Source organism: Mesorhizobium shangrilense (assembly GCF_028826155.1).
In the GTDB taxonomy this organism is placed as follows: Bacteria; Pseudomonadota; Alphaproteobacteria; order Rhizobiales; family Rhizobiaceae; genus Arvimicrobium; species Arvimicrobium flavum.
Genome location: NZ_JAQGPN010000001.1, coordinates 1481997 through 1501514 on the forward strand (window position 1 = coordinate 1481997; position 19518 = coordinate 1501514).

A 19518-nucleotide genomic window follows, 5' to 3' on the forward strand; every position below is an offset into this window, starting at 1 on the left:
GGATGCGCCCTCACATCTCGTAGCCGCGCTGGCGCGCCAGCGTCGTCATCACGCCGCGCAGTTCCGCCAGTCCGCGCAGGCGTCCGATCACCGTATAGCCCGGATGGGTCTGCCGCGCCCCGTCGTCGATCAACTCATGGCCGTGATCGGGCCGGAAGGGCAGCAGCGAGCGCGGCAGGCCCTCCTTGCGGCGGCGCTGCTCTTCCTCGACCAGCACGTCGATAAGGGAAACCATGTCCACGTCGCCACCGAGGTGGTCGGCCTCCATGAATGAGCCGTCCGGGTCCTTGGTCACGTTGCGCAGGTGCGCGAAGAAGATTCTTGGAGCGAAGCAGCGGGCGATGGCGGGAACGTCGTTTTCCGGATTGGCCCCGAGCGAGCCGGAGCAGAGCGTCAGTCCGCTGTTGGGCGAGGGGACCGCATCGAGGATGAAGTCGATGTCCTTGGCGTTCCTGACAATGCGCGACAGGCCCATAAGGTCACGCGGCGGATCGTCCGGATGGATGCACATGGAGACGCCGGCCTCTTCGGCGGCGGGAAGCACGTTCTCCAGGAACTGCACCAGGTTGGCGCGCAGCCGTTCATGCGTCATCGTCGCCTGCGCGGCGACCACCTCGCGCAGCTCCTCGATGCCGTAGCGCTTGAACGCGCCCGGCAGGCCGGCCATGATGTTGGCGAGCAGCCTGTCCTTCGCCGCGTCCGGCGTCTCGTCCATCCACCGGCTCGCCCGTTGCAGCACGTCCGGCGTGTAGTCGCGTTCGGAGCCCGGTCGCTGCAGGATGTGGCAGTCGAAGGCCGCCAGCTCGTGCACGTTCAGCTTCAGCGCGCGGCCGCCGCCCGGAAGCCCCACGGCCAGGTCGGTGCGCGTCCAGTCGAGCACCAGCATGAAGTTGTAGCAGACAGTGCGGATGCCGCAGGCGCCGAGGTTGCGCAGCGTCTGGCTGAAGTTTGCATAGAGCTGCTTGAGGTCGTCGCCCTTGCCGTACTTGATGTGGTCGTGGACGGGCACGCTCTCGACGACGCTCCAGCGCAGCCCGAGCGACGGATCGGCCTCGATCTCGGCCTTGCGCTGCCGGATGGCCTCGATCGGCCACACCTCGCCATAGGGTATGTCGTGCAGGGCGGTGACGATTCCGGTCGCGCCGGCCTGCCTGGCGTGCGCCAGCGTCGCCGCGTCCCTTGGCCCGAACCAGCGCCAGGTCTGTTCCATGCGATCCTCCCGCCGCGGGCCGACGTCGAGCGGTTTGACCCACGGAACCAGCGAGGTGTACGTAGACAGCGCTACCATAGTCAACAGCGACGGTCGGGAGAGTTGATGGCGGGCGCGAGGCTGGTGCGGGACTGCCGCAACATCGTGGGCGAAAGCCTGATCTGGGTCGCGGAGGAGGGAGCGCTCTACTGGGTCGACATCGGCGGCAGGTCGATCTCGATGCTGCGCCCTGCCGACGGCGGTTTCGAGAGCTGGGCGACTCCCGATTTCCCCACCTCCATCGGCTTGCGCAAGGATGGCGGGTTCATCGTCGGGCTGACGCGCGACATCTGCTTCTGGCGGCCGGGCGAAGAGTTCCAGATTGTGGCGCGTCCCGAGCCGGAGCTTACGGGCAATCGGCTGAACGAAGGCGTGGTGGCGCCCGACGGCTCGTTCTGGGTCGGCTCCATGGACAACAATTTGAACCCGGATGGCTCGCCGAAAAAACAGACCTCCGCCAGCGGCGGCTACTACAGGCTTGCCCCAGACCTTTCCCTGCGGCAGCTGACCCCAAACGAGTACGGAATCACCAACACGATGGGCTGGCTCGCCGGCCAGCGCTTCGTCACCGCTGACACGCTCGCGAACACGCTGTACCAGTTCGATGTCGAGCCCGATGGTTGCATCGGCAATCGCCGGGTCTTCGCAGCCGGCTTCGAGCGCGGGTTCCCGGACGGGTCCTGCGTCGATGGCGAGGGGTATCTATGGAACTGCCGTGTCGCCGGCGGTTCCTGCGTGGTGCGGTTTTCTCCGTCGGGCAGCGTCGACCGGGTTGTGGAGCTGCCATGCTCGTGGCCGACGAGCTGCGCATTCGGTGGTCCCGAACTCGCAACGCTCTACGTGACATCAGCCCGCTTCACCATGAGCGCGGAACACCTCGCCGCCAATCCGCAGGAAGGGGGGCTGTTCGCAGTCGACGTCGCGGTCCGCGGCGTCCTGCCCAACAGGTTCGGCTGAACATCACCGCAATTGGCGTCCAGGTCGCGCCCGCGACCTAGAGTCTCCGCAAGATTAAGGGGTCGCGCGAACAGACTCTTGGGGCTATAGAGGCCTGTCATTTCGGGGAGCGCCGAGACTTGCGCTCCAATGCTGGGAAGATTTCATGGCAAATGTGGTGGTTGTCGGCTCGCAGTGGGGCGACGAAGGCAAGGGTAAGATCGTCGACTGGCTGTCCGAGCGCGCCGACGTGGTGGTGCGGTTCCAGGGCGGTCACAATGCCGGCCACACGCTGGTCGTCGACGGCAAGGTCTACAAGCTGTCGCTCCTCCCGTCGGGCGTGGTGCGCGAAGGCAAGCTTTCCATCATCGGCAACGGCGTGGTGTTCGATCCGCATGCATTCGTCGCCGAGGTGGAGAAGCTGAAGGCGCAGGGTGTGGATGTCGGGCCTGACCGCCTGAAAATTGCCGAAAACACAGCGCTTATCCTGTCACTGCATCGGGAGCTGGACGGTTTCCGCGAGGACGCGGCCTCGAATTCCGGCACCAAGATTGGGACGACCCGCCGTGGAATCGGCCCGGCCTATGAGGACAAGGTTGGCCGGCGCGCAGTGCGGGTCATGGATTTGGCTGATTTGGAAACCCTGCCCGCCAAGGTCGACAGGCTGCTCACCCATCACAACGCCTTGCGCAAGGGCCTCGGGCACCCCGAGGTGACGCACGAGGCGATCATGGCCGAGCTTACGTCGGTGGCGGACAAGGTGCTGCCCTATATGGATCGCGTCTGGAAGATACTCGACGACGCGCGCCGGGCGGGCGAGCGCATCCTGTTCGAGGGTGCACAGGGCACGCTGCTCGACATCGACCACGGCACCTATCCCTTTGTCACCTCGTCCAACACGGTGGCAGGGCAGGCGGCTTCCGGCTCCGGCGTCGGACCCGGAGCGATCAGCTACGTGCTCGGGATCACCAAGGCCTACACGACACGGGTGGGCGAGGGGCCGTTCCCCACAGAGCAGGACAATGAGATCGGCGAGTTCCTCGGCACGCGCGGCCATGAATTTGGCACAGTTACAGGGCGAAAGCGTCGCTGCGGGTGGTTCGATGCCGTGCTGGTCCGCCAGGCGGTCGCCGTCAACGGCATCAAGGGCATCGCGCTGACCAAGCTCGACGTTCTCGACGGGCTGGACGAGATCAAGGTCTGCACCGGCTACCGTCTCGACGGCGAGGTCATCGACTATCTGCCCGCGAGCCAGGGAGCGCAGGCGCGTGTCGAACCGATCTACGAGACGCTGGAAGGCTGGAAGGGCAGCACTGCCGGCGCACGCAGCTGGAATGATCTTCCGGCGCAGGCGGTCAAGTATGTCCGCTATATCGAGGAGCTGATCGGCGCGCCGGTGGCGCTGTTGTCGACCAGCCCGGAGCGGGACGACACGATACTTGTGACGGATCCGTTTCAAGACTAATTTTTCGCACCCCGCCGCGAGCTGCTTCGTGCGGCGTTTCGGGGAATCACAGGTCAGGCAGGAATGGCGGATTTCGTAGCGGTTCTGAGGAAGACACTGGATGGTCTGGGCGAGCCCACGCCGGAGATGCGCGAGCGCGTCTACGACAAGGCGCGCGCGACCGTTTCGGCCAAGCTTGCGGCGATCAATCCGGCTCCGCCGCCCGCCGTCGCCGAGCGCCAGACCAAGGCGCTTGAAGACGCCATTGCGATGGTGGAATCGGAATACGCCCCGGCCAAGCCGGCTTTCGATGATCCTCTGGAGGAACTCGAGAACGTCTTTGCGGCGCTGAAGGAAGGCAAGCCGATCGCGCCCGCGAAGGCTCCAGCAAGAACCTTGGCGACCCCGACGGTACCCAAGGCTGCGGCCCTCGAAGAGGCGCCAGCCGCGGCGGAGCCTGTTCCGGTCGACGCGAAACCTGAGGAAGACATGGCCTCTCCGCAACTGCGGGGACCATCAACTGACTTCCAGATTCGGGAGGAGCCGCCGCTCGTTGACGACGAGCCGCCGTTGCGGATGGAGGCGCCGCCTGCGATCAACGACGATGCGGATGTCTTCTTGGCTGACGATCGTCCCTTCGAGGACGACGTTTCGATTCCGCCGCACAAGCGCAGCTATCGCGGTGCGATAGCTGCCGTCGTCGCCCTCCTGATCGCCGCTGGCGCTGGATACGGCATCTGGTCGAACCGCGACGGATTGAGCGACATGCTCGGCTTCAACGGTGCGCCGTCCAGTCCCGAAGTACCGGCCGCGGATCAGCCGGAAACGCCTGCGTCGCAGGAGACGGATGTCGCCGAGGCGCCTCCTGCCGAGGCGCCGCAGCCGAATGGCCAGCCGGCGTCGCAGGACGAGCCTAAATTCACGCAGCGCCTCAACGCCGATGGGACCGAGATCGACGGCGGTCCGGCCGGCGGCGAGCAGACCTATGGCGAGGGAACCTCGGTTGCCGCGCTGACGGCGCCGGTCGCCGCAGATCAGCAGGCTACGACGCCTGCGGTCGGGGTGAGCGATGAGACCGCTCCGACGCAGCCGGTCGATAGTCCGGCGCCTGGCGCCGTTCCGCCGTCAGCCGACGGCGCAACCCCCGGCGCTGTCGCCGGCATGCCGGCCACCGGCACGACGCCTCCTTCCGGCGACACGGCCTCCTCGTCACTGGCGGTAGGGCAGCGAGCGATCTTCTACGAGGAGCGCACCAATGTCGCGCAGGGCTCTGCCGAGCCCGGCACGATCGTGTGGTCGGAGGTGCAGGAATCGCCGGGCGGAGACCTGCCGCCCGAGCCGGCAATCCGCGCCGAGGCCACCATCCCGGGCAAGGAGATCCAGCTGCGGATGACGATCCGCCGCAACGGCGACAAAACGCTGCCGGCCAGCCACATCATCGAGATGATCTTCCTCACGCCTGACAATTTCGAGGGCGGCGGCATCGACAACGTTCTGCGCATCGCGCTCAAGGGCTCGGAACAGGACGCCGGCAGCCCGCTGATCGGCATTCCCGCCAAGATCGCGGACGGCTTCTTCCTGGTCGCGCTGAACGACAACAAGAACGAGATGGCAACCAACCTGGGCCTGCTTCAGCGGCAGAGCTGGATCGACATACCGATCGTCTACAAGAACGGCCGCCGCGCGCTCTTCACTATGGAAAAGGGCATCCCGGGCGAGAAGGTGTTCGACGCGACGCTGAAGGCCTGGGAACCGAAGACGGCCGGATAGCAGCCCGCACCCAGTCCCGAAAGCAAAACCGCCGCCCAATGGGCGGCGGACTTGTTTCATGCGCGTGCAGTCATTTCTGCTTACTGAGGGCGAGCCTCGATGGTGCGCAGCGCCGAAGCCTGACGCTTGGCGGCGGCCTTCACCGCATCCTGCACCTTCTCGAAGGCGCGCACCTCGATCTGGCGCACGCGCTCGCGGCTGATGTCGAACTCCGTGGACAGCTCTTCCAGCGTCAACGGATCCTCGGACAGCCTGCGCGCCTCGAAGATGCGGCGTTCGCGGTCGTTGAGCACCGACAGGGCGCCCGCAAGCATGCCGCGCCGGTTCTCGAGCTCGTCCTGCTCGATCAGCATCTCTTCCTGGCTCTCGCTGTCATCGACCAGCCAGTCCTGCCATTCGCCTGATTCGCCTTCGGTGGCGCGGATCGGAGCGTTCAACGACGCGTCGCCCGACAGGCGGCGGTTCATCGAGACGACTTCCTCTTCGCTTACGTTGAGGCGGGTGGCGATCTCGGTGATCTGCTCGGGCTTCAGGTCGCCGTCGTCCAGCGCCTGGATCTTGCCCTTCACCTTGCGCAGATTGAAGAACAGCCGCTTCTGGTTGGCGGTCGTTCCCATCTTCACCAGGCTCCACGAGCGCAGGATGTATTCCTGAATCGAGGCCTTGATCCACCACATGGCGTAGGTCGCCAGGCGGAAGCCGCGCTCCGGTTCGAACTTCTTCACGGCCTGCATGAGGCCGACATTGCCTTCCGAGATCACCTCGCCGATGGGCAGGCCATAGCCGCGATAGCCCATCGCGATCTTGGCGACGAGACGCAGATGGCTGGTGACGAGCTTGTGCGCCGCGTTGGTGTCCTGATGCTCCGCGTACCGCTTGGCGAGCATGTACTCTTCCTGCGGCTGGAGCATCGGAAAGCGGCGGATTTCTTCCAGGTAGCGGCTGAGGCCGCCTTCGCCGGAAACGATACTGGGTAGTGACTGGGCCATAAAGCACCCTCCTCTCTCTATTCATGCCCCCTGAATGAGGCGGGCATATGCCGTCGCACCCCAACGTGGCTGCGAGCTTGAACGGCAACCTGCTTATATGGGAACAAAACAGGAAAATCAAGCAAATTGTTCAAGCCGGAACAGATTGCACGCCGACCCGAACAAGCGCCAGTCAAACTATTTTGACGTCGGATCAAGTTTCCGAAAGCTGTCGACCAGTAGCGCCATGTCTGCGGGCAGGGGGGATTCGAACCGCATGACCTGATCCTGCGTCGGATGGCGGAAGGCCAGCAGGCGGGCATGAAGCGCCTGACGGGGAAACGCCCTGGTCAGCGTCTGCAGCGGCTCGGGCAGCCGGTTGGCCTTGGTCCTGAACCCGACGCCATATTCGGGGTCGCCGATCAGAGGATGCCCAATATGCGTCAAGTGCACCCGGATCTGATGCGTCCGCCCCGTTTCCAGCCGGCACTCCAGCAGCGACGCCGTCACCTGGTCTACCGCGCCGAACCTTTCCTTCACGACAAAGTGTGTGACGGCATGCCTAGCGTCCTCGCGGCTCGCACTCACCACAGCTCGCTGGGTGCGGTCACGCGTGCCGCGGCCAAGGGGCGCGTCGATGACGCCCTTGTCCCGGTTCGGCGTGCCCCAGACGAGCGCTGTGTAGGCGCGCTCGAGTTCTCCCTCGCGGCCATGATCGGCGAAGGCGTCGGCCAGGGCGCGATGCGCAGTGTCCGTCTTGGCCACGACCATGACGCCGCTGGTGTCCTTGTCGAGCCGGTGCACGATGCCCGGCCGTCGAACGCCGCCGATGCCGGACAGGCTGTCGCCGCAATGATGGATCAACGCGTTGACCAGCGTGCCGGTCCAGTTGCCTGCTCCCGGGTGCACGACCAGTCCGGCAGGCTTGTCGAGGACGATCAATTGATCGTCCTCGTAGATGACGGCGAGGGGGATGTCCTCGCCCAGCGGTTCGGCGGGCTCCGGCTCCGGCAGCGCCACCTCCGCGCGCTCGCCTGCCTGCACGCGACGCTTGGTCTCGGCTACCACCTCGCCGTCCACCCGCACCGCCCCCTGGCGGATCAACTGCTGGACACGGTTGCGCGAGAAATCGTCGCCGAGCGCCGACGCTAGCCATTGGTCGAGACGCTGGCCGGCGGCGGTCGGTTCGGCCGTGACCACTTTCATTGGGCTTGCGCCTTCGCTATCAGGATCGTCCATGGGAATGCAGATGTGAGTTCAGGAATGTCAGGGCCGGTCATCGACGACAACCAGGAAAAGCCGCTCGACCCGGCGACCGAACGCGTGCGCCGCAAGCTTGTGCGCTTCGTCGCGATCAATCTGGGCCTCTTGTTCGCGGCTGTTATCGTCGTGATGGGCGCCGTTGTCTACAAGTCGATGAAGGAGAGTGCGCCGCCGCCCGTCGCCGCTTCGGATGTTGCCGTTCCCACGGGCGAGATGATCGAGGCCACCATCTCGGTTCCCGCAGGGGCGCGCATTGTGTCGCAGTCCCTCTTCGGCAACCGCGTGTCGCTCGAACTCGAACTGCCCAATGCCGCGCGTGAGATCCTGGTCTACGATTTTGGCGAGCGGCGCATCATCGCTCGCCTGCACGTGGAACCGGAGTGAGCCAGTCGCGTCGCGAAACCGGCGATCGCCGCCGCATCGCGACGCTCGCAGTCGTCGTCGCCGACTATGACGAGGCGATCGCGTGGTACACCGGCAAGCTCGGCTTCAGCCTCCTGGAAGACGTGCCGCTCGGCGAGGACAAGCGGTGGGTGACGGTGTCTCCCGGCAAGGGCGGCGCCCGGCTGCTGCTCGCCAAGGCCGCCGACGCGAATCAGCGGGCCGCGGTCGGCAAGCAGGCCGGCGGCCGTGTGTTCCTGTTCCTGGAGACCGACGACTTCGCGCGCGATCACGCGGCGATGCTCGCGGCGGGCGTGGACTTCCGCGAGGAACCACGGCGCGAGGCGTATGGCACGGTTGCGGTGTTCGGCGATCTCTACGGAAATCTGTGGGACCTGATCGAACCTGTGAAAACAACCGAAGAATGACGGTTGCAATTTCCCGAACCGCAGACTATGTGAGCGCATCGGCTGCGCCCATCGTCTAGCGGTCAGGACGGCGCCCTCTCACGGCGCAAACAGGGGTTCGATTCCCCTTGGGCGTACCAATATTTTCAAGTACTTAGCCTTACTACCTTCTCCCCGTCGAATATCCATCAAATAAACAACTGCGAACGCTTGCGCCAAACGGTGAACCGGCGCTCGGCTTATCGCGCAGCAACGAACACCGCTGGCCTGTTGTTTGGCCGGGTGTGTTCTCTGTGCCACAACCGGCAACATTGTTGTGCCAGACAGAGTGTTCGCGGTTGTTCACAGCCGCACGAGAAAGTTCGAGACGGTAAATTTACTCAATAAGATCAAATAGTTATTAGGTTGAACGGCTCTCCTCTCCAGCTTATGACCGATGCGGACAACTTGGAGATGGACTGCATGACCGACGAACCTGCCCTCAAGCCTGAAGCCCGCATCGTTTCCTCGAAGCCGCGCTCGATGACCGTCGCGCTGGATCACCCTGTCGAATTCGACGGCACGCTCTACGAAAGCGTGACCATCCGTCGTGTCACCGGCAAGGAGGTCGATGAGTTCATCCGCGCCAGTGCCGGGCTAAAGGAAGGCGAGCGCCAGCCGCAGCTTCCGGTCCTCGATTTTCCCCGCGAAGTGTACGACGAGATGGACGATGACGACCGCCTGCGGGTGGAGGAGGCCCTCCTCCCTTTTTTGCCCCGTCGGTTGACGCTGGGGGCCGCGTTAGTCCGCGAGACGTCCGCCACTACGTCCGAACAGTAGCCCGCCGCTATAGCACGCCGATTCCGGACGTCCTGGAAATGGACTGGCTGGAAATCATCGAACACGCGCTCGCGGCGCAGCACGAGGAGTACCTGGAAACGGTGTTCCGCGTGAGGCTGGCCGGCGCCAAACTCATCGGGTGAATGAATGGCCAGGACGCTTGTAGGCCAATTAGTCATAAAGCTTCGCTCCGAGGGACTGGGCGAAGCCGACAAGGTGACGCGCACAATGCGCGACATCGAAACTGCTGCGAGCGCCCTCGGAAAGATGCGTTCCGGTGATTGGGGAGCGGCTTTCGGCAAGCAGTTGGCTCAGTTGAAGGCGACGCCTGCCGAGCTCGAAGCGATCCGGCGCTCCTGGGGCGCGCTGCACGCTGATTTCGACAGCAAGAATGTCGCTGCAGCGCTGCGCAAGCAAAGCATCTCCACGTGGAAGGCAGCCACTGTCTCACACCTGGCGACAGTACGGGCCGAGGCGCAGGAGACCGAAAAGCGCATTCTGGCCATGAACCGCAGCATTGGCATGGGGCTCAAACCCTTCATGGTGATGGGAGGCGCCTACACAGGCGCGTACATGAGCGGCGTCCTGGGTCGTGAGGCGCTGATTTCCGCTTCGAATGAACGCCGGGTGGAAGCGGAAGCAAAATACGCCGGCCTGTCGTCCGATGAACGCGGCAAGATCGATACACGGGCTGATGATCTGTCCGGCCGCTTTCGGCTCTCCAAATCCCAAATCTACGAGGTGATGAAAGAGGCATCGCTGTCGATGCCTTCAACAGATGCGGCCCTGGCCGTCTCCGAAGAGATGGCGAAGGCCTATCTGGTCCTGTCCAACGTGATGGGACCGGAGGGCGCGATTGCCGGTCTCCGGCAGTTCAACAAAGCGCTCGACAATATCGAACGCGTTACACCCGACGAGTATCGGTTTGGCATCGAGAACTACCTGAAAGCCCAGCAGGTCGTTGGGAAGGATATGGACCCGACCGCCTTCGCGGAGGCCATCAAATTTGCCCGGGCGGGCGGCAAGGTCTTCGGCGACGATTTTCTATTCAAATGGCTGCCCATGCTCATCGCCGAAAGCGGCGGCTCTGATAGCGGCACCCAACTGCGGGCTGCGTTCGATCAGTTCATTGTCGGACGTGCGTCCAAGAAGGCCCTCGGCGAGCAGAAGGCCTTGGGTCTCCGCGACGATGCTGGGCGGCTCCTCAACCAGGAAAAGTTCACGGAAAATCCCCTGACGTGGATTTGGGACACAATGTTGCCCAAGCTGCGCGAGCGGGGCGTCGACACTGAAAATGAGACCGAGCTGGCGCGCGTCGTTGGCCAGCTCACGAACAACCGTTTGTCCTCCGACCTCATCCTTCGGGCAATCCTCTCCATGCAGCAGTATCGCCGCCTGGTCGAGGGGCGCTTACCGAACGCGCTCGGGCTCGATGCGGCCGACAAGATCCAGATCGACAATCCCTTCGCGGCTTGGGAGGGCTTCAAATCCAGCCTCGAAAACCTGTCGGCAGCGGTGTTGCCGATGTCATCCATCACCAGCGGGCTCAACAGCCTCGCCGATGGCATCAACGCCTTCCAGAAACGCATTCGGGAAGGCGACCCTACCATCACCTATGGCGCTGCTGCCGCGGCTGGGGCTGGAGGCCTCTGGACCACCTACAAGGTCACTACGGCGATAACGGGCCTCATATCCGCCGGCACAAACCTCAATCTGGCGGCAACCGCGTTGCAGCGTGCAGCAGTCCTGCAGGCCGGCGGGGACATCGCAGACGTCGGAGGGACCGGGAAGAAGAAAGGGCTGTTCGGCTTCATCACCGACCCACGCGTAATGGCGGCCGTGGCCGCGGCCTTGTCCGCTCAGAAGATCGTCACCGACTTCTCGGCGTCCAATGCCAAGGATCAGAAAGGACCGCCTCCGAACTACTACGAGCACCCCGAAGCCGCTGTGAACGCCGCGAACGCACACCGCTTTCACGGGGTTGCTTTCGAAGGCGGTATGCACCGCGCCGGACTTGGCGCCGGCCCGATGCCAGGCATTGAGAGCGCTCTCACGGATCTCGACAATCTCCGCGCTAAGGCGGCCCAGACAGGCAGCGATGTAGAGACCTCGCTCGGCGTTACCGTGCGGCCGGACATCGACAGCTCAGCGATCGACACCTTGATTTCTAAGGTGCGCACGGCCCTGTCGGAGTTGCAACGGCTCGGATCTGCAATTTCAGACGCGAACGACAACACCGACCGCCAGCTACGCCGCGCCATGGTGGACTACGGAGTGTCGCCATGATCGGCGCCCTGGACATCCTTGCCACCGTCATCGGCGCCGCCCTGCTCTACGGCACATTCAGCCGCGGAAAATGGGACCGTGCGAACGCGCTGGCCTACAGCCTCTGCGCCCTCGGCGTGACGTGGCTGCTCATCCGCCTTTGGGCGCCGCAAATCCCTCTTTGATCGAACTGGAGAATTCGATGGAAGTGAAAGAACTCAACGTTGGCCCGCCGACCCCGACGATCTTTTACGATCTCAATATGGGCAGCGCCTGGGCGCTCGCCGAAAATGCGCTCGACAGCCTCATGAGCGCCGGGGAAACCGCCTTTGAGCGTTTTGCACGAGGTGAGTTCCTCGAGCCGGAAGCGCTCGAAGCATATCGCGCAACACACCTGCCGGGAACGCGGCGCATCGGTGTGCGTGGTCGCGACACCGCAATTGTCTACCTGGAAGGGACGCTCGTGAAGCGCGAAAGTTGGCTGTCCCAGCTGCTCGGGCTCCCCACGTACGAAACCGTATTCCGGGATCTGCACGTCGTCGCCAACAACGACAACATCAAATCGATCGTCCTCTACATCGACTCGCCCGGCGGTGAAGTACACGGCTGCGGTGCTCTCGCCGAGGCCGTGTATGCACTGCGTGGCAAGAAGCCCGTCACCGCCTACGTCAGCGGCCAGGCCTGCTCAGCCGCATATTGGATCGCCAGCGCTGCGGAACGTGTCGTTGTCAGCGACTCCGCCATGTTGGGCAGCATCGGCGTATCGATGACGCTAACCGACACGTCGAAGGCGGACGAAAAGCGAGGCATCAAGAGGTTCGAGTTCGTTTCTTCCAACGCGCCCAACAAGCGGCCGAAGCTCGATACGGAAGCCGGCAGGTCCGTCGTCCAGAAGATCGTGGACGATCTCGCGGATGTTTTCATCAAGAGCGTCGCGAAACACCGCCGCGTCAGCACTCAGACTGTGGTCGACAAATTCGGCCAAGGCGGAGTTGAGGTTGGCGCCAATGCCGTCAAGGCAGGAATGGCGGACAACGTCGACCAATTCGAGAATGTCCTGGCAAGCGCACAGCGGCGGGCTGCGCCTCCAAGGGCGGCCGGCAGCAGCGGCCGCCAATCGCACCAATCGACGGACGCCAACGAGCCGACAGCAGCCGCGTCAGCCGTTCCTCACCGCTCCCCTGAAGAGGTCGCGAAGATGATTGCCGATCACAAGGCGGCTCAGGCGGCCGAAGCTGCCCGGATTGAGGCGGAGAAGAAGACGAGGATCGACGCGCTTTGGAAGGCGGCAGTTGATCGCGTGAACGAAGGAATGGGGCCGCACGCAGTGAAATCCGATCACTAACAACACAATCCATACGGAGAACGAAATGAACCACCTCGAGAAGTACCTGCCGAAGCCGAAAAACCCGTCGGCTCAAGCTGTCCAGCGCGACCGCGATCTCTGGGACAAGGCCGTCTCCAGGGTGAACGGAACTCCCCGTGACACTGCCAAGGATGAAGCCCGGAATGACGACGGCACCGGCCGTCTCAACAACCGCTAATCGCCAATAGGACAAAGGAGAGCTCCCAAAATGTCCCTCATCGATAATCTCATCCCAAAGCGCCGTGGCCGTCCGTCGAAGGCGGTCGCAGATGCCAATGCCGCCGTCGAGCGGCTGAGCAAGGATCTCGACAGGCTACAGGCCAAGCGCGAGGAACTGGCGTCTCGCTATGACGAGGCGCGGGCGTCCCTCGACAGGGCGAAAGAGCAACGGCGTGCCGCACTGGCGTCAGAGCCGACCGCCGACGTCACCTCGCTCTCGCGGACGGTGCGTGACGCCGAGGATCAGACCCAAATGTACGCGGATGCGCTTAGCGACGTCGAGAACCAGATCTCAGCCGTGACCGCCGAGCGCGAGGCGCAAGATCTGGCCGGGAAGCGCGAGCAGGTCGCGAACCACTTCGAGGGTATCGCCGACGCGGTGGACGAAGCCGCGGCAGAACTCGAGAAGGCGGTCACCGGCCTCGCCAAGGCTTTCGACAAACTCAAGGAGGCGATCCCCGAAGACTACGCGTTGATCGAGATCGAGTGGCCGGAGTATGGGCGCCCCGGAGGGCCAGCGCGTCCGCACGAGCTGGCGACAGTCATCTTGGCCGAGAGCCTCTACCGCCACAAGCCGGAGATGTTCATCGAGGACAGGTCCAGGTTCAGCGTGCACCGGTTCTTTGAAATCGATCAGACACCGACGACCAAGCTTTGGGGCGAACTTCCAATGGGCGCTGACGCGTCCGCCGCCGCGGCCACGCTCATCGGCGATCGCAACCGGGCACACGCTGACGCCATTCGCGGCGGTGATGTCGATCTCGCGTCGGGACGGCGCATTGAGCACGCGCCGGAAGTGGAACCCGAACCGAAGCGGCCGGAGCATTCCGAGGTGGAGGTATTCGTCACGAAGGACTTCCGCTACGTGAAAAACGACTCCGACTTCAGCTGCTGGGAAACCTGCTCACGGCGTGTGAAGCGCTGGTTGCCTGAGCCGGTGGCCAACGCTGCGGTCGAAGCCGGTTTCGTTCTGCGCATCGACACGCCGGAAGGCCGTGACGCTTACGAGGCAGACCAGAACTACCGCAAGACCGCCATGGCGTCTTGGGAGGGCCCGAAGCACTTCCTCGATTTCGAGGATCTCGGCGACCCGCTGGGCTTCTTCGAGGGCAAGGAGATCCCGATGCCGAAGATGCTGCACGCGACGCACCAGGCCGCGTGACGAGGTTGCGGCGGGGTACTCCGACCGCCGCTACACGCTGAGCCGGCCGGCTTGTCCCCGGAGGGTTTCCGAGCTCAGCAACTTCCGCTGCCATGGCCACCGACGTGGCGCGGACAGGCCGCCCTCGATGTGTGAGCGTCGGGGGCGGCCATGTGACAGACCATATCCTCTTGGGGTATCGGTCTGCTCAAGAGGCAGGCTTATAGCAAAAATCGTTTCCACTCTCGATGTTTAGAAGGCAGGTTCCATACTGCGATTTTGGCTGCAATGCTGTGATCACGCCGTTCAAACGGACATTTCCATTCGATACGGTAACAATAGTTTTGCCGCCCGATGGCCAGACGAACGATGTAACCTGCTTGCCCTCGTCAACGCTCAGGGAGATATCGCAGGGCTCCCTATCCGTGACGACATCCTTCTTAAGGACGAAGCACGTCCCTTTCGTGCCTGCGACCGCGGCCAGATCCACAATCTTTGTCCCTGGGCTAAATATCGCGATGGGTGGGATGCGATAGCTGCGCTTCTCTCTGAAGTTCGTTTCGTCACAAGACCCATCGCCGAGGATGGTGGATGTATATTCATCCTCTCCGCAGGCGAGTAACGAATCTTGGTCGGTCGAGACTATGCATCCCTCGGCGGCATAGCCGTCTGCCAATCCTCGGACCTCATACGCTTGTCCGCCAGGTGTTGAGTCAACGATTCTGACTTGTGGCGTGGCGCCCTGGCTCAAGAATTCAAACTCGATCTCGCCATCAGTCACGCCCGTTTGCCATTGAAGTCCATTCTCACAAGCATAAAAAGCTTGCGCAGGCGTCAGGAGACTAGGGGAAGCAAACCCAAAGAGTTCGATGTCCCAGCGGCCCGCCTTGTCGACAGTGTCGATCATGTACAAATCGTCGCCGATGTGTTTCAGCATGTTGTGAAGCAGATCCGACTTCATCATTGCGGCGTTGGACCAAGGCGATTTGCTGTTGGCAACGGTGAGCAAATTGAGGGCCGACTGGAACGCAGCATCATATGCTGCAGCGAGAAACTCGGTCTGCACGTAGCCCTCGTTACGAACGTCAAGGTACGGACGGTGAAATCCGAGAAACCCACGGATGTGTAGTTTTCTGTTGATGAAACTAACTTCTGGGCCGGAGGCTATCCCCATCATGAACATGACGGCACAGACGGAATAGCAGTGATCCCCATCGCCAACGACCGTTCCAATTCCCTTCTCATAGAAGTGCTTCGCGAACAGGACACCCTCTGAAAGGCTTCCTCCAGGGCTGTTGAGACACACAACGTCTCTCGACGTCGACTCACCATCGAGACCACGAAGGGCCGATCGCGCAGCGTCGAGAAACCTCTGATAGTCGCCGGGCCCTATCTCGCCATCTAAGCGAAGTCGGCATTCGTTGGATGCTGACGCAGTGATGTTTGCGGCAGCCGAGGGCGCAGCATAGGCAAGGAGCGCCAAGATCAAAGCTACGAATCGCATTGGCCGCCCCTTTTCTGCTTCCCCGTCACATGATTGCTGCCATCGACAAACTCTTCAAGTTGTGATCCCGTCTTCTGGGGGAAAGATGGGGATTGGATCAAGACTTGGATGGGCTGTCGCGGCAGGCTTGGCCGTGGCATTGATTTACAAGGATGACGGCGATCGCGAACCGCCACCGAAGGCCGCGCAACTAAGTGCATCGGGGCATTCCAAGCCGCTGACACAGTGGCCGGCAAAGACGATCATCCCTAATGCTATCACTGATCCCTCAAGGCCAGTCGTTGACGTCGCTGTCGCCAAGCCTGACGAGCCACTGCCCGTGGCCGAAGTGCGTGAGATGTTCACGACGGCGCGGGTGCGCGTTCGTGCAGAGCCCAACACCAAATCTGTTCCGCTGCTTACACTCGAAAAGGGTGCGAGATTAACGTCGAGCGGAGTTCGCGACGGCTGGCATCGAATATCGTACGAAAACAGCGAAGGATGGGTGCGCGGCGGCCAGGGGGCCGCCAGCCGGTGTGCTTCGAGGGAGAGTAGGGTGGCGGAAATGCAGCAATCGCTTAGCCGAGAAGAGCTTTATCAGCTGGTTTGGGCAAGGCCCGTTCGCGACATTGCCTCAGAGCACGGCGTTTCTGACGTGGGTTTCGCGAAAATGTGTCGAAAGCACAGCATCCCACTTCCGCCGAGGGGTTACTGGGCGAAGGTAGGATCTGGAGCGAAGGCTTCGGTTGAGCCTTTGCCGGTTCGGGGGTTTGGAATGCCTGAAATCGTCCGATCCGGTCGAGCGCGTTGGGATCGATACTCTATCCCAAAAAATCTTGAGGAGATGGACATCCCTCCGCCACCGGAATTTACAGAGAGCGAAGAGCAGCTATCTGTGCGAGTCCGAAAGCTCATCGGGACAGTGAGCATTCCCCGAGATCTGAATCGCCCTCACCATCAAATCTCTCGTCTTCTCAAGGAAGACGAGGTTCGTCGGGACAAGCAGTCTAGGGCTAAGTACCTTTCACTTTCGGACGGGCCCCTATTTGATTTTCCTTTCGAACGGCGCCGTCTGAGGCTGTTGTCGGGTCTATTCATCGCCCTTCAACGCGAAGGGATGAGCGTCATCGCTCGAAAGCAAGACCCAGACGATTTCGAGGTGACGGTCGGGGAACAGACGATTTTCATAAAAGCCGACCATCCAGAACCCGACCGATACGGCTGGCGGAGCGATAGAGACGCGAACAGACCGGCATCGGCACCGATGACCGTTGAGATCAGCCACCATCGGTCGTCGCCCACTCATAAGACGTGGAGCGATCGTCCTCACGACCCTGTTGAGGGCCATGCGACCGACATTGTTGTCAGCGTCATCGTATTCGCTGAAATGAATTATCGTGAGGGAGAGATCAATCATCACCGATGGCTTGTGCAGCACAAGCAGCAGCTTATCGAAGACAGACGCAAGCGACATGAGGAGGCAATTCGCGCTGCGGCAGAGGCTCGCGTCAAAGCGGAAAAGGCACGTGTCGATCGACTGCTCGGCGAAGCGTCAACGTTCCGTCAAGCTCAAGACATCAGGGCATACGTCGAAGCCGCACGACGGGCCAGTGCAGACACGGCCGATCCGGTGCCTCAAACTAAATTTGAAGCATGGGCCCAATGGGCGCATGAGAATGCCGATCGCATAGATCCGGTGCTGTCGAGGGCGTTTCTGAGAGATCGCAGTGACGATCAATAAGTCCGTTGTCTGGCATGCAAACACTTGCGCGACCAAGCCTCCCCGCCAAAGCGTATCACGCCCTAATTCCCAGCCGCAAATGGTCCGTACTGCCGCAGTTTTGCTCCTCCTCACCTTCCCAGCCCTGGCCGACTCGGTCATCACAGGTCGCGCAGCGGTCGTCGACGGCGACACGATCGATGTTCATGGTCAGCGCATCCGGCTTGATGGGATAGACGCGCCTGAAAGTTGGCAGCGGTGCCAGGACGGCGCCGGCAAGGACTACCCCTGCGGACGGATCGCAGCCTCGGCGCTGGACGTATTCCTGTCTGCGTCCCGGCCGGTCACCTGCCATCTTCAGGGCCGTACCTATGACCGGCGCGTCGGTGTTTGCTATCGGGCCGACGGAGCGAACGTCAACGCCTGGATGGTCAGGCAGGGTCACGCGCTCGACTGGCCGCGGTACTCAAAAGGAAGGTATGTCCACGATCAGGCTGCTGCCCGTCGAGCCAAGTCGTGCATGTGGCGCGGGACCTTCGTCGAGCCGTGGGAGGCTAGGCGGCTGAGGCGCGAGGGCGCATAAACCGCCTGTTCCACCTTCGCGTCTTCATCGGCGGCATCATCGCCGGGATCATTGCCTTCATGATCAAGGGCGACTTCGCCTCCTAACCCCTCAACAACCCGGAGAACCACCATGCGCGCCATGCTCGCAGGATGAAACGTAGACAAGTACGCTCTGCATTTGCTTTTCAGCAATCAGCATGAGCGATTATTGACGTCATGAGCCTTGTGGAAAACTTGACGTTGGCAGAGGCCAAAGCGACGACCGCCATCCTGGCGGCGGTAGCCATTGCATCTTTGGGCTTGTTGGCTTTGGTCGTCTCGGGCGCGAGCCTCAGAAGACCATGGCGTCACCGGATGTCTGCGACGGAACTCCGCTTCCGAAATGTCTTCGCCCTGATGGACGAGAAACGGCGGGAAGACCTGATCGCCAGCACCCGAAAAAAGTTACGCTGCGACCGGGACGCCGCGATGAAATACGTTCTCGATCAGCGGGATCTAGATGCGCGAAGCTGGCGGTGATTTTGATGGACATCCCCCAAGCCCTCCCAAGGCATAGGACGGAGCCTGCCACCTTCGGTAGAGGGACGCAAGGCGCTACGGCCGCGTGCCGTCAGACGTCCTCGTCTGTTCCTCGGTTTCGTCTACCGGGCGGGTCAGCCCGTAGGGCTCTTTCGGTTCATCGCCGCGGTCGCCCGTGTGGGTGGGATTGGGTCGCGGCGAGCGAAGGTCTTCCTTCAGCACTCGACCGCCGGTTTCTCGCTTGTTTTCGCCTGGCATGGCTGCCTCCACTTCTGATGAGGCATGAACCCCACCGAGAGGCGAACGTTCCGCAGAGGGCGCAGAACTACGCGCTTCCGTCTGTCGCGCTGTCCTCGTCGATGATCCGCGCCGGCAGATAGCCGTTGCCCGCAAGCCAATCCTTGACGATCGAACGGATCACCTCGTTGCGGGGCACGCCAATTTCTCCAGCCACCGCATCGAGAGCGTCGTTCCACTCAGGGTCCAGCGGGATCATGGCTGAGTTTCGAATGCGCAAGGCTGCGCGGCGGAGGATGATTTGCAGGTCGGCGCTGCTGATGTCGGCGATGCGCTCCGCAGCGTCCTCGAGTTCCTTGGCGTAAGATAGCATCGTCATGCCTTGGCCCTCCGTCCCTTCAGGCCAGCCGGCTTCAACGCCTCGGTCGCCGCGTGAGTGATCGCCAGGGCTTCGAGCCAGGCGCCGGCCTTCGGGGGAATCTCCTCTGTGTCACCAAGCCAGGCTTCGACCAGCGACACGTCGCATTTGAGCGCCCGCGCCAGCGTGTCGGGCGTCCATCGGATTATCGACAGGCACTCGGATAAGCGATCTGGCGTCACTGGGCCCCTCCCAAGGTTCACCAAAGGCGGAAACCTGCCACCACCGGGAGAGAGGCGCAAGACGCTGCACGGCTCCCCTGCTTGCTCCGCCCGAACCCGCGCCACTCAGGCGCGCTGCGTGCCGGCGCTTCCAGCAGATCGGTCCTCGCGCGGGCGGGTGTCGCCCC

The 19518-nt window shown here is 62.6% G+C and carries 21 protein-coding genes and 1 tRNA gene; 15 read left to right on the plus strand and 7 right to left on the minus strand.

All coding sequences use genetic code 11. The annotated features are described in order from the left end of the window. Positions 1-10: 10 nt before the first annotated feature. Complete coding sequence (gene uxuA, locus PD284_RS07335; protein WP_274627557.1) at positions 11-1210, minus strand: mannonate dehydratase; 1200 nt, start codon at positions 1208-1210, stop codon at positions 11-13. A 102-nt stretch (positions 1211-1312) separates the two neighbouring features. Here uxuA and PD284_RS07340 point away from each other — a divergent pair, with 102 nt between their 5' ends. The 3 genes from PD284_RS07340 (at position 1313) to PD284_RS07350 (ending at position 5399) form a co-directional block, all read left to right on the plus strand. Next, positions 1313-2206 carry an SMP-30/gluconolactonase/LRE family protein gene (locus PD284_RS07340; RefSeq protein ID WP_411956184.1) on the plus strand — a complete coding sequence of 298 codons (894 nt, stop codon included), beginning with the start codon at positions 1313-1315 and terminating at the stop codon, positions 2204-2206. A gap of 145 nt (positions 2207-2351) precedes the next feature. Further along, complete coding sequence (locus PD284_RS07345) at positions 2352-3650, plus strand: adenylosuccinate synthase (protein ID WP_274627559.1); 1299 nt, start codon at positions 2352-2354, stop codon at positions 3648-3650. 63 nt (positions 3651-3713) lie between these two features. Further along, complete coding sequence (locus PD284_RS07350) at positions 3714-5399, plus strand: hypothetical protein (RefSeq protein WP_274627560.1); 1686 nt, start codon at positions 3714-3716, stop codon at positions 5397-5399. Positions 5400-5479: 80 nt separating this feature from the next. Here the strand turns inward: PD284_RS07350 and rpoH are convergent, their stop codons facing one another. After that, positions 5480-6388: an RNA polymerase sigma factor RpoH gene (gene rpoH / locus PD284_RS07355; protein ID WP_338036639.1), complete on the minus strand. Its 909-nt coding sequence runs from the start codon at positions 6386-6388 to the stop codon at positions 5480-5482. 177 nt (positions 6389-6565) lie between these two features. Then, complete coding sequence (locus PD284_RS07365; RefSeq protein ID WP_274627561.1) at positions 6566-7573, minus strand: RluA family pseudouridine synthase; 1008 nt, start codon at positions 7571-7573, stop codon at positions 6566-6568. Positions 7574-7630: 57 nt separating this feature from the next. Between PD284_RS07365 and PD284_RS07370 the strand changes: the two genes are divergently transcribed. From PD284_RS07370 to PD284_RS07410, 9 genes are all read left to right on the plus strand, one after another. Beyond that, on the plus strand, positions 7631-8014 hold the full coding sequence (locus tag PD284_RS07370; protein WP_274627562.1) for a fimbrial protein: 384 nt from the start codon (positions 7631-7633) through the stop codon (positions 8012-8014). Further along, entirely contained in the window at positions 8011-8439 is a 429-nt protein-coding gene (locus PD284_RS07375) for a VOC family protein (protein ID WP_274627563.1), read from the plus strand. The genes PD284_RS07370 and PD284_RS07375 overlap by 4 nt, the downstream gene beginning before the upstream one ends. Positions 8440-8483: 44 nt before the next feature. Further along, positions 8484-8558: transfer RNA gene (locus PD284_RS07380), tRNA-Glu, on the plus strand. 322 nt (positions 8559-8880) lie between these two features. Continuing rightward, on the plus strand, positions 8881-9237 hold the full coding sequence (locus tag PD284_RS07385; protein WP_274627564.1) for a phage tail assembly protein: 357 nt from the start codon (positions 8881-8883) through the stop codon (positions 9235-9237). Between the two features lie 228 nt (positions 9238-9465). Next, positions 9466-11523 carry a hypothetical protein gene (locus PD284_RS07390; protein WP_274627565.1) on the plus strand — a complete coding sequence of 686 codons (2058 nt, stop codon included), beginning with the start codon at positions 9466-9468 and terminating at the stop codon, positions 11521-11523. Beyond that, on the plus strand, positions 11520-11687 hold the full coding sequence (locus PD284_RS07395) for a hypothetical protein (RefSeq protein ID WP_274627566.1): 168 nt from the start codon (positions 11520-11522) through the stop codon (positions 11685-11687). Before PD284_RS07390 ends, PD284_RS07395 begins: the two co-directional genes overlap by 4 nt. A gap of 17 nt (positions 11688-11704) precedes the next feature. Further along, positions 11705-12847, plus strand: coding sequence for a S49 family peptidase (locus tag PD284_RS07400; protein WP_274627567.1), 1143 nt, complete (start codon positions 11705-11707; stop codon positions 12845-12847). 25 nt (positions 12848-12872) lie between these two features. Further along, positions 12873-13046: a hypothetical protein gene (locus PD284_RS07405; protein WP_274627568.1), complete on the plus strand. Its 174-nt coding sequence runs from the start codon at positions 12873-12875 to the stop codon at positions 13044-13046. Positions 13047-13076: 30 nt separating this feature from the next. Beyond that, positions 13077-14249 (plus strand): hypothetical protein, encoded by a 1173-nt coding sequence (locus tag PD284_RS07410; protein WP_274627569.1) that lies wholly within the window; start codon positions 13077-13079, stop codon positions 14247-14249. 187 nt (positions 14250-14436) lie between these two features. Here PD284_RS07410 and PD284_RS07415 read toward each other — a convergent pair whose 3' ends face one another. Next, positions 14437-15732, minus strand: coding sequence for a hypothetical protein (locus PD284_RS07415; RefSeq protein ID WP_274627570.1), 1296 nt, complete (start codon positions 15730-15732; stop codon positions 14437-14439). 133 nt (positions 15733-15865) lie between these two features. On the opposite strand from PD284_RS07415, the gene PD284_RS07420 reads away from it, so the two are divergent. From PD284_RS07420 to PD284_RS07430, 3 genes are all read left to right on the plus strand, one after another. Then, positions 15866-17452 carry an SH3 domain-containing protein gene (locus PD284_RS07420; protein ID WP_274627571.1) on the plus strand — a complete coding sequence of 529 codons (1587 nt, stop codon included), beginning with the start codon at positions 15866-15868 and terminating at the stop codon, positions 17450-17452. A 79-nt stretch (positions 17453-17531) separates the two neighbouring features. Next, entirely contained in the window at positions 17532-18014 is a 483-nt protein-coding gene (locus tag PD284_RS07425) for a thermonuclease family protein (protein ID WP_274627572.1), read from the plus strand. Positions 18015-18211: 197 nt separating this feature from the next. Next, the gene (locus tag PD284_RS07430) at positions 18212-18514 is read left to right on the plus strand and encodes a hypothetical protein (protein WP_274627573.1); all 303 of its coding nucleotides are present in this window, start codon (positions 18212-18214) and stop codon (positions 18512-18514) included. A gap of 75 nt (positions 18515-18589) precedes the next feature. On the opposite strand, the gene PD284_RS07435 is transcribed toward PD284_RS07430, so the two are convergent. The 3 genes from PD284_RS07435 to PD284_RS07445 all read right to left on the minus strand — a co-directional run bounded on the left by PD284_RS07435 (position 18590) and on the right by PD284_RS07445 (position 19351). Continuing rightward, positions 18590-18772: a hypothetical protein gene (locus PD284_RS07435; RefSeq protein WP_274627574.1), complete on the minus strand. Its 183-nt coding sequence runs from the start codon at positions 18770-18772 to the stop codon at positions 18590-18592. A 67-nt stretch (positions 18773-18839) separates the two neighbouring features. Beyond that, positions 18840-19130 carry a hypothetical protein gene (locus tag PD284_RS07440; RefSeq protein WP_274627575.1) on the minus strand — a complete coding sequence of 97 codons (291 nt, stop codon included), beginning with the start codon at positions 19128-19130 and terminating at the stop codon, positions 18840-18842. After that, positions 19127-19351, minus strand: a complete 225-nt coding sequence (locus PD284_RS07445) for a hypothetical protein (RefSeq protein WP_274627576.1) — start codon at positions 19349-19351, stop codon at positions 19127-19129. The genes PD284_RS07440 and PD284_RS07445 overlap by 4 nt, the downstream gene beginning before the upstream one ends. Positions 19352-19518: the final 167 nt, after the last annotated feature.

Excerpts from the sequence above, each read along its gene's own strand:
- PD284_RS07370 (WP_274627562.1), top strand. The coding sequence starts at position 7,631 with ATGTCAGGGCCGGTCATCGACGACAACCAGGAAAAGCCGCTCGACCCG.
- uxuA (WP_274627557.1), bottom strand. The coding sequence starts at position 1,210 with ATGGAACAGACCTGGCGCTGGTTCGGGCCAAGGGACGCGGCGACGCTG.
- PD284_RS07405 (WP_274627568.1), top strand. The coding sequence starts at position 12,873 with ATGAACCACCTCGAGAAGTACCTGCCGAAGCCGAAAAACCCGTCGGCT.
- PD284_RS07425 (WP_274627572.1), top strand. The coding sequence starts at position 17,532 with ATGGTCCGTACTGCCGCAGTTTTGCTCCTCCTCACCTTCCCAGCCCTG.
- PD284_RS07435 (WP_274627574.1), bottom strand. The coding sequence starts at position 18,772 with ATGCCAGGCGAAAACAAGCGAGAAACCGGCGGTCGAGTGCTGAAGGAA.
- PD284_RS07440 (WP_274627575.1), bottom strand. The coding sequence starts at position 19,130 with ATGACGATGCTATCTTACGCCAAGGAACTCGAGGACGCTGCGGAGCGC.
- PD284_RS07410 (WP_274627569.1), top strand. The coding sequence starts at position 13,077 with ATGTCCCTCATCGATAATCTCATCCCAAAGCGCCGTGGCCGTCCGTCG.
- PD284_RS07365 (WP_274627561.1), bottom strand. The coding sequence starts at position 7,573 with ATGAAAGTGGTCACGGCCGAACCGACCGCCGCCGGCCAGCGTCTCGAC.
- PD284_RS07415 (WP_274627570.1), bottom strand. The coding sequence starts at position 15,732 with ATGCGATTCGTAGCTTTGATCTTGGCGCTCCTTGCCTATGCTGCGCCC.
- PD284_RS07345 (WP_274627559.1), top strand. The coding sequence starts at position 2,352 with ATGGCAAATGTGGTGGTTGTCGGCTCGCAGTGGGGCGACGAAGGCAAG.
- rpoH (WP_338036639.1), bottom strand. The coding sequence starts at position 6,388 with ATGGCCCAGTCACTACCCAGTATCGTTTCCGGCGAAGGCGGCCTCAGC.
- PD284_RS07350 (WP_274627560.1), top strand. The coding sequence starts at position 3,714 with ATGGCGGATTTCGTAGCGGTTCTGAGGAAGACACTGGATGGTCTGGGC.
- PD284_RS07395 (WP_274627566.1), top strand. The coding sequence starts at position 11,520 with ATGATCGGCGCCCTGGACATCCTTGCCACCGTCATCGGCGCCGCCCTG.
- PD284_RS07430 (WP_274627573.1), top strand. The coding sequence starts at position 18,212 with ATGAGCCTTGTGGAAAACTTGACGTTGGCAGAGGCCAAAGCGACGACC.
- PD284_RS07400 (WP_274627567.1), top strand. The coding sequence starts at position 11,705 with ATGGAAGTGAAAGAACTCAACGTTGGCCCGCCGACCCCGACGATCTTT.
- PD284_RS07385 (WP_274627564.1), top strand. The coding sequence starts at position 8,881 with ATGACCGACGAACCTGCCCTCAAGCCTGAAGCCCGCATCGTTTCCTCG.
- PD284_RS07390 (WP_274627565.1), top strand. The coding sequence starts at position 9,466 with ATGCGCGACATCGAAACTGCTGCGAGCGCCCTCGGAAAGATGCGTTCC.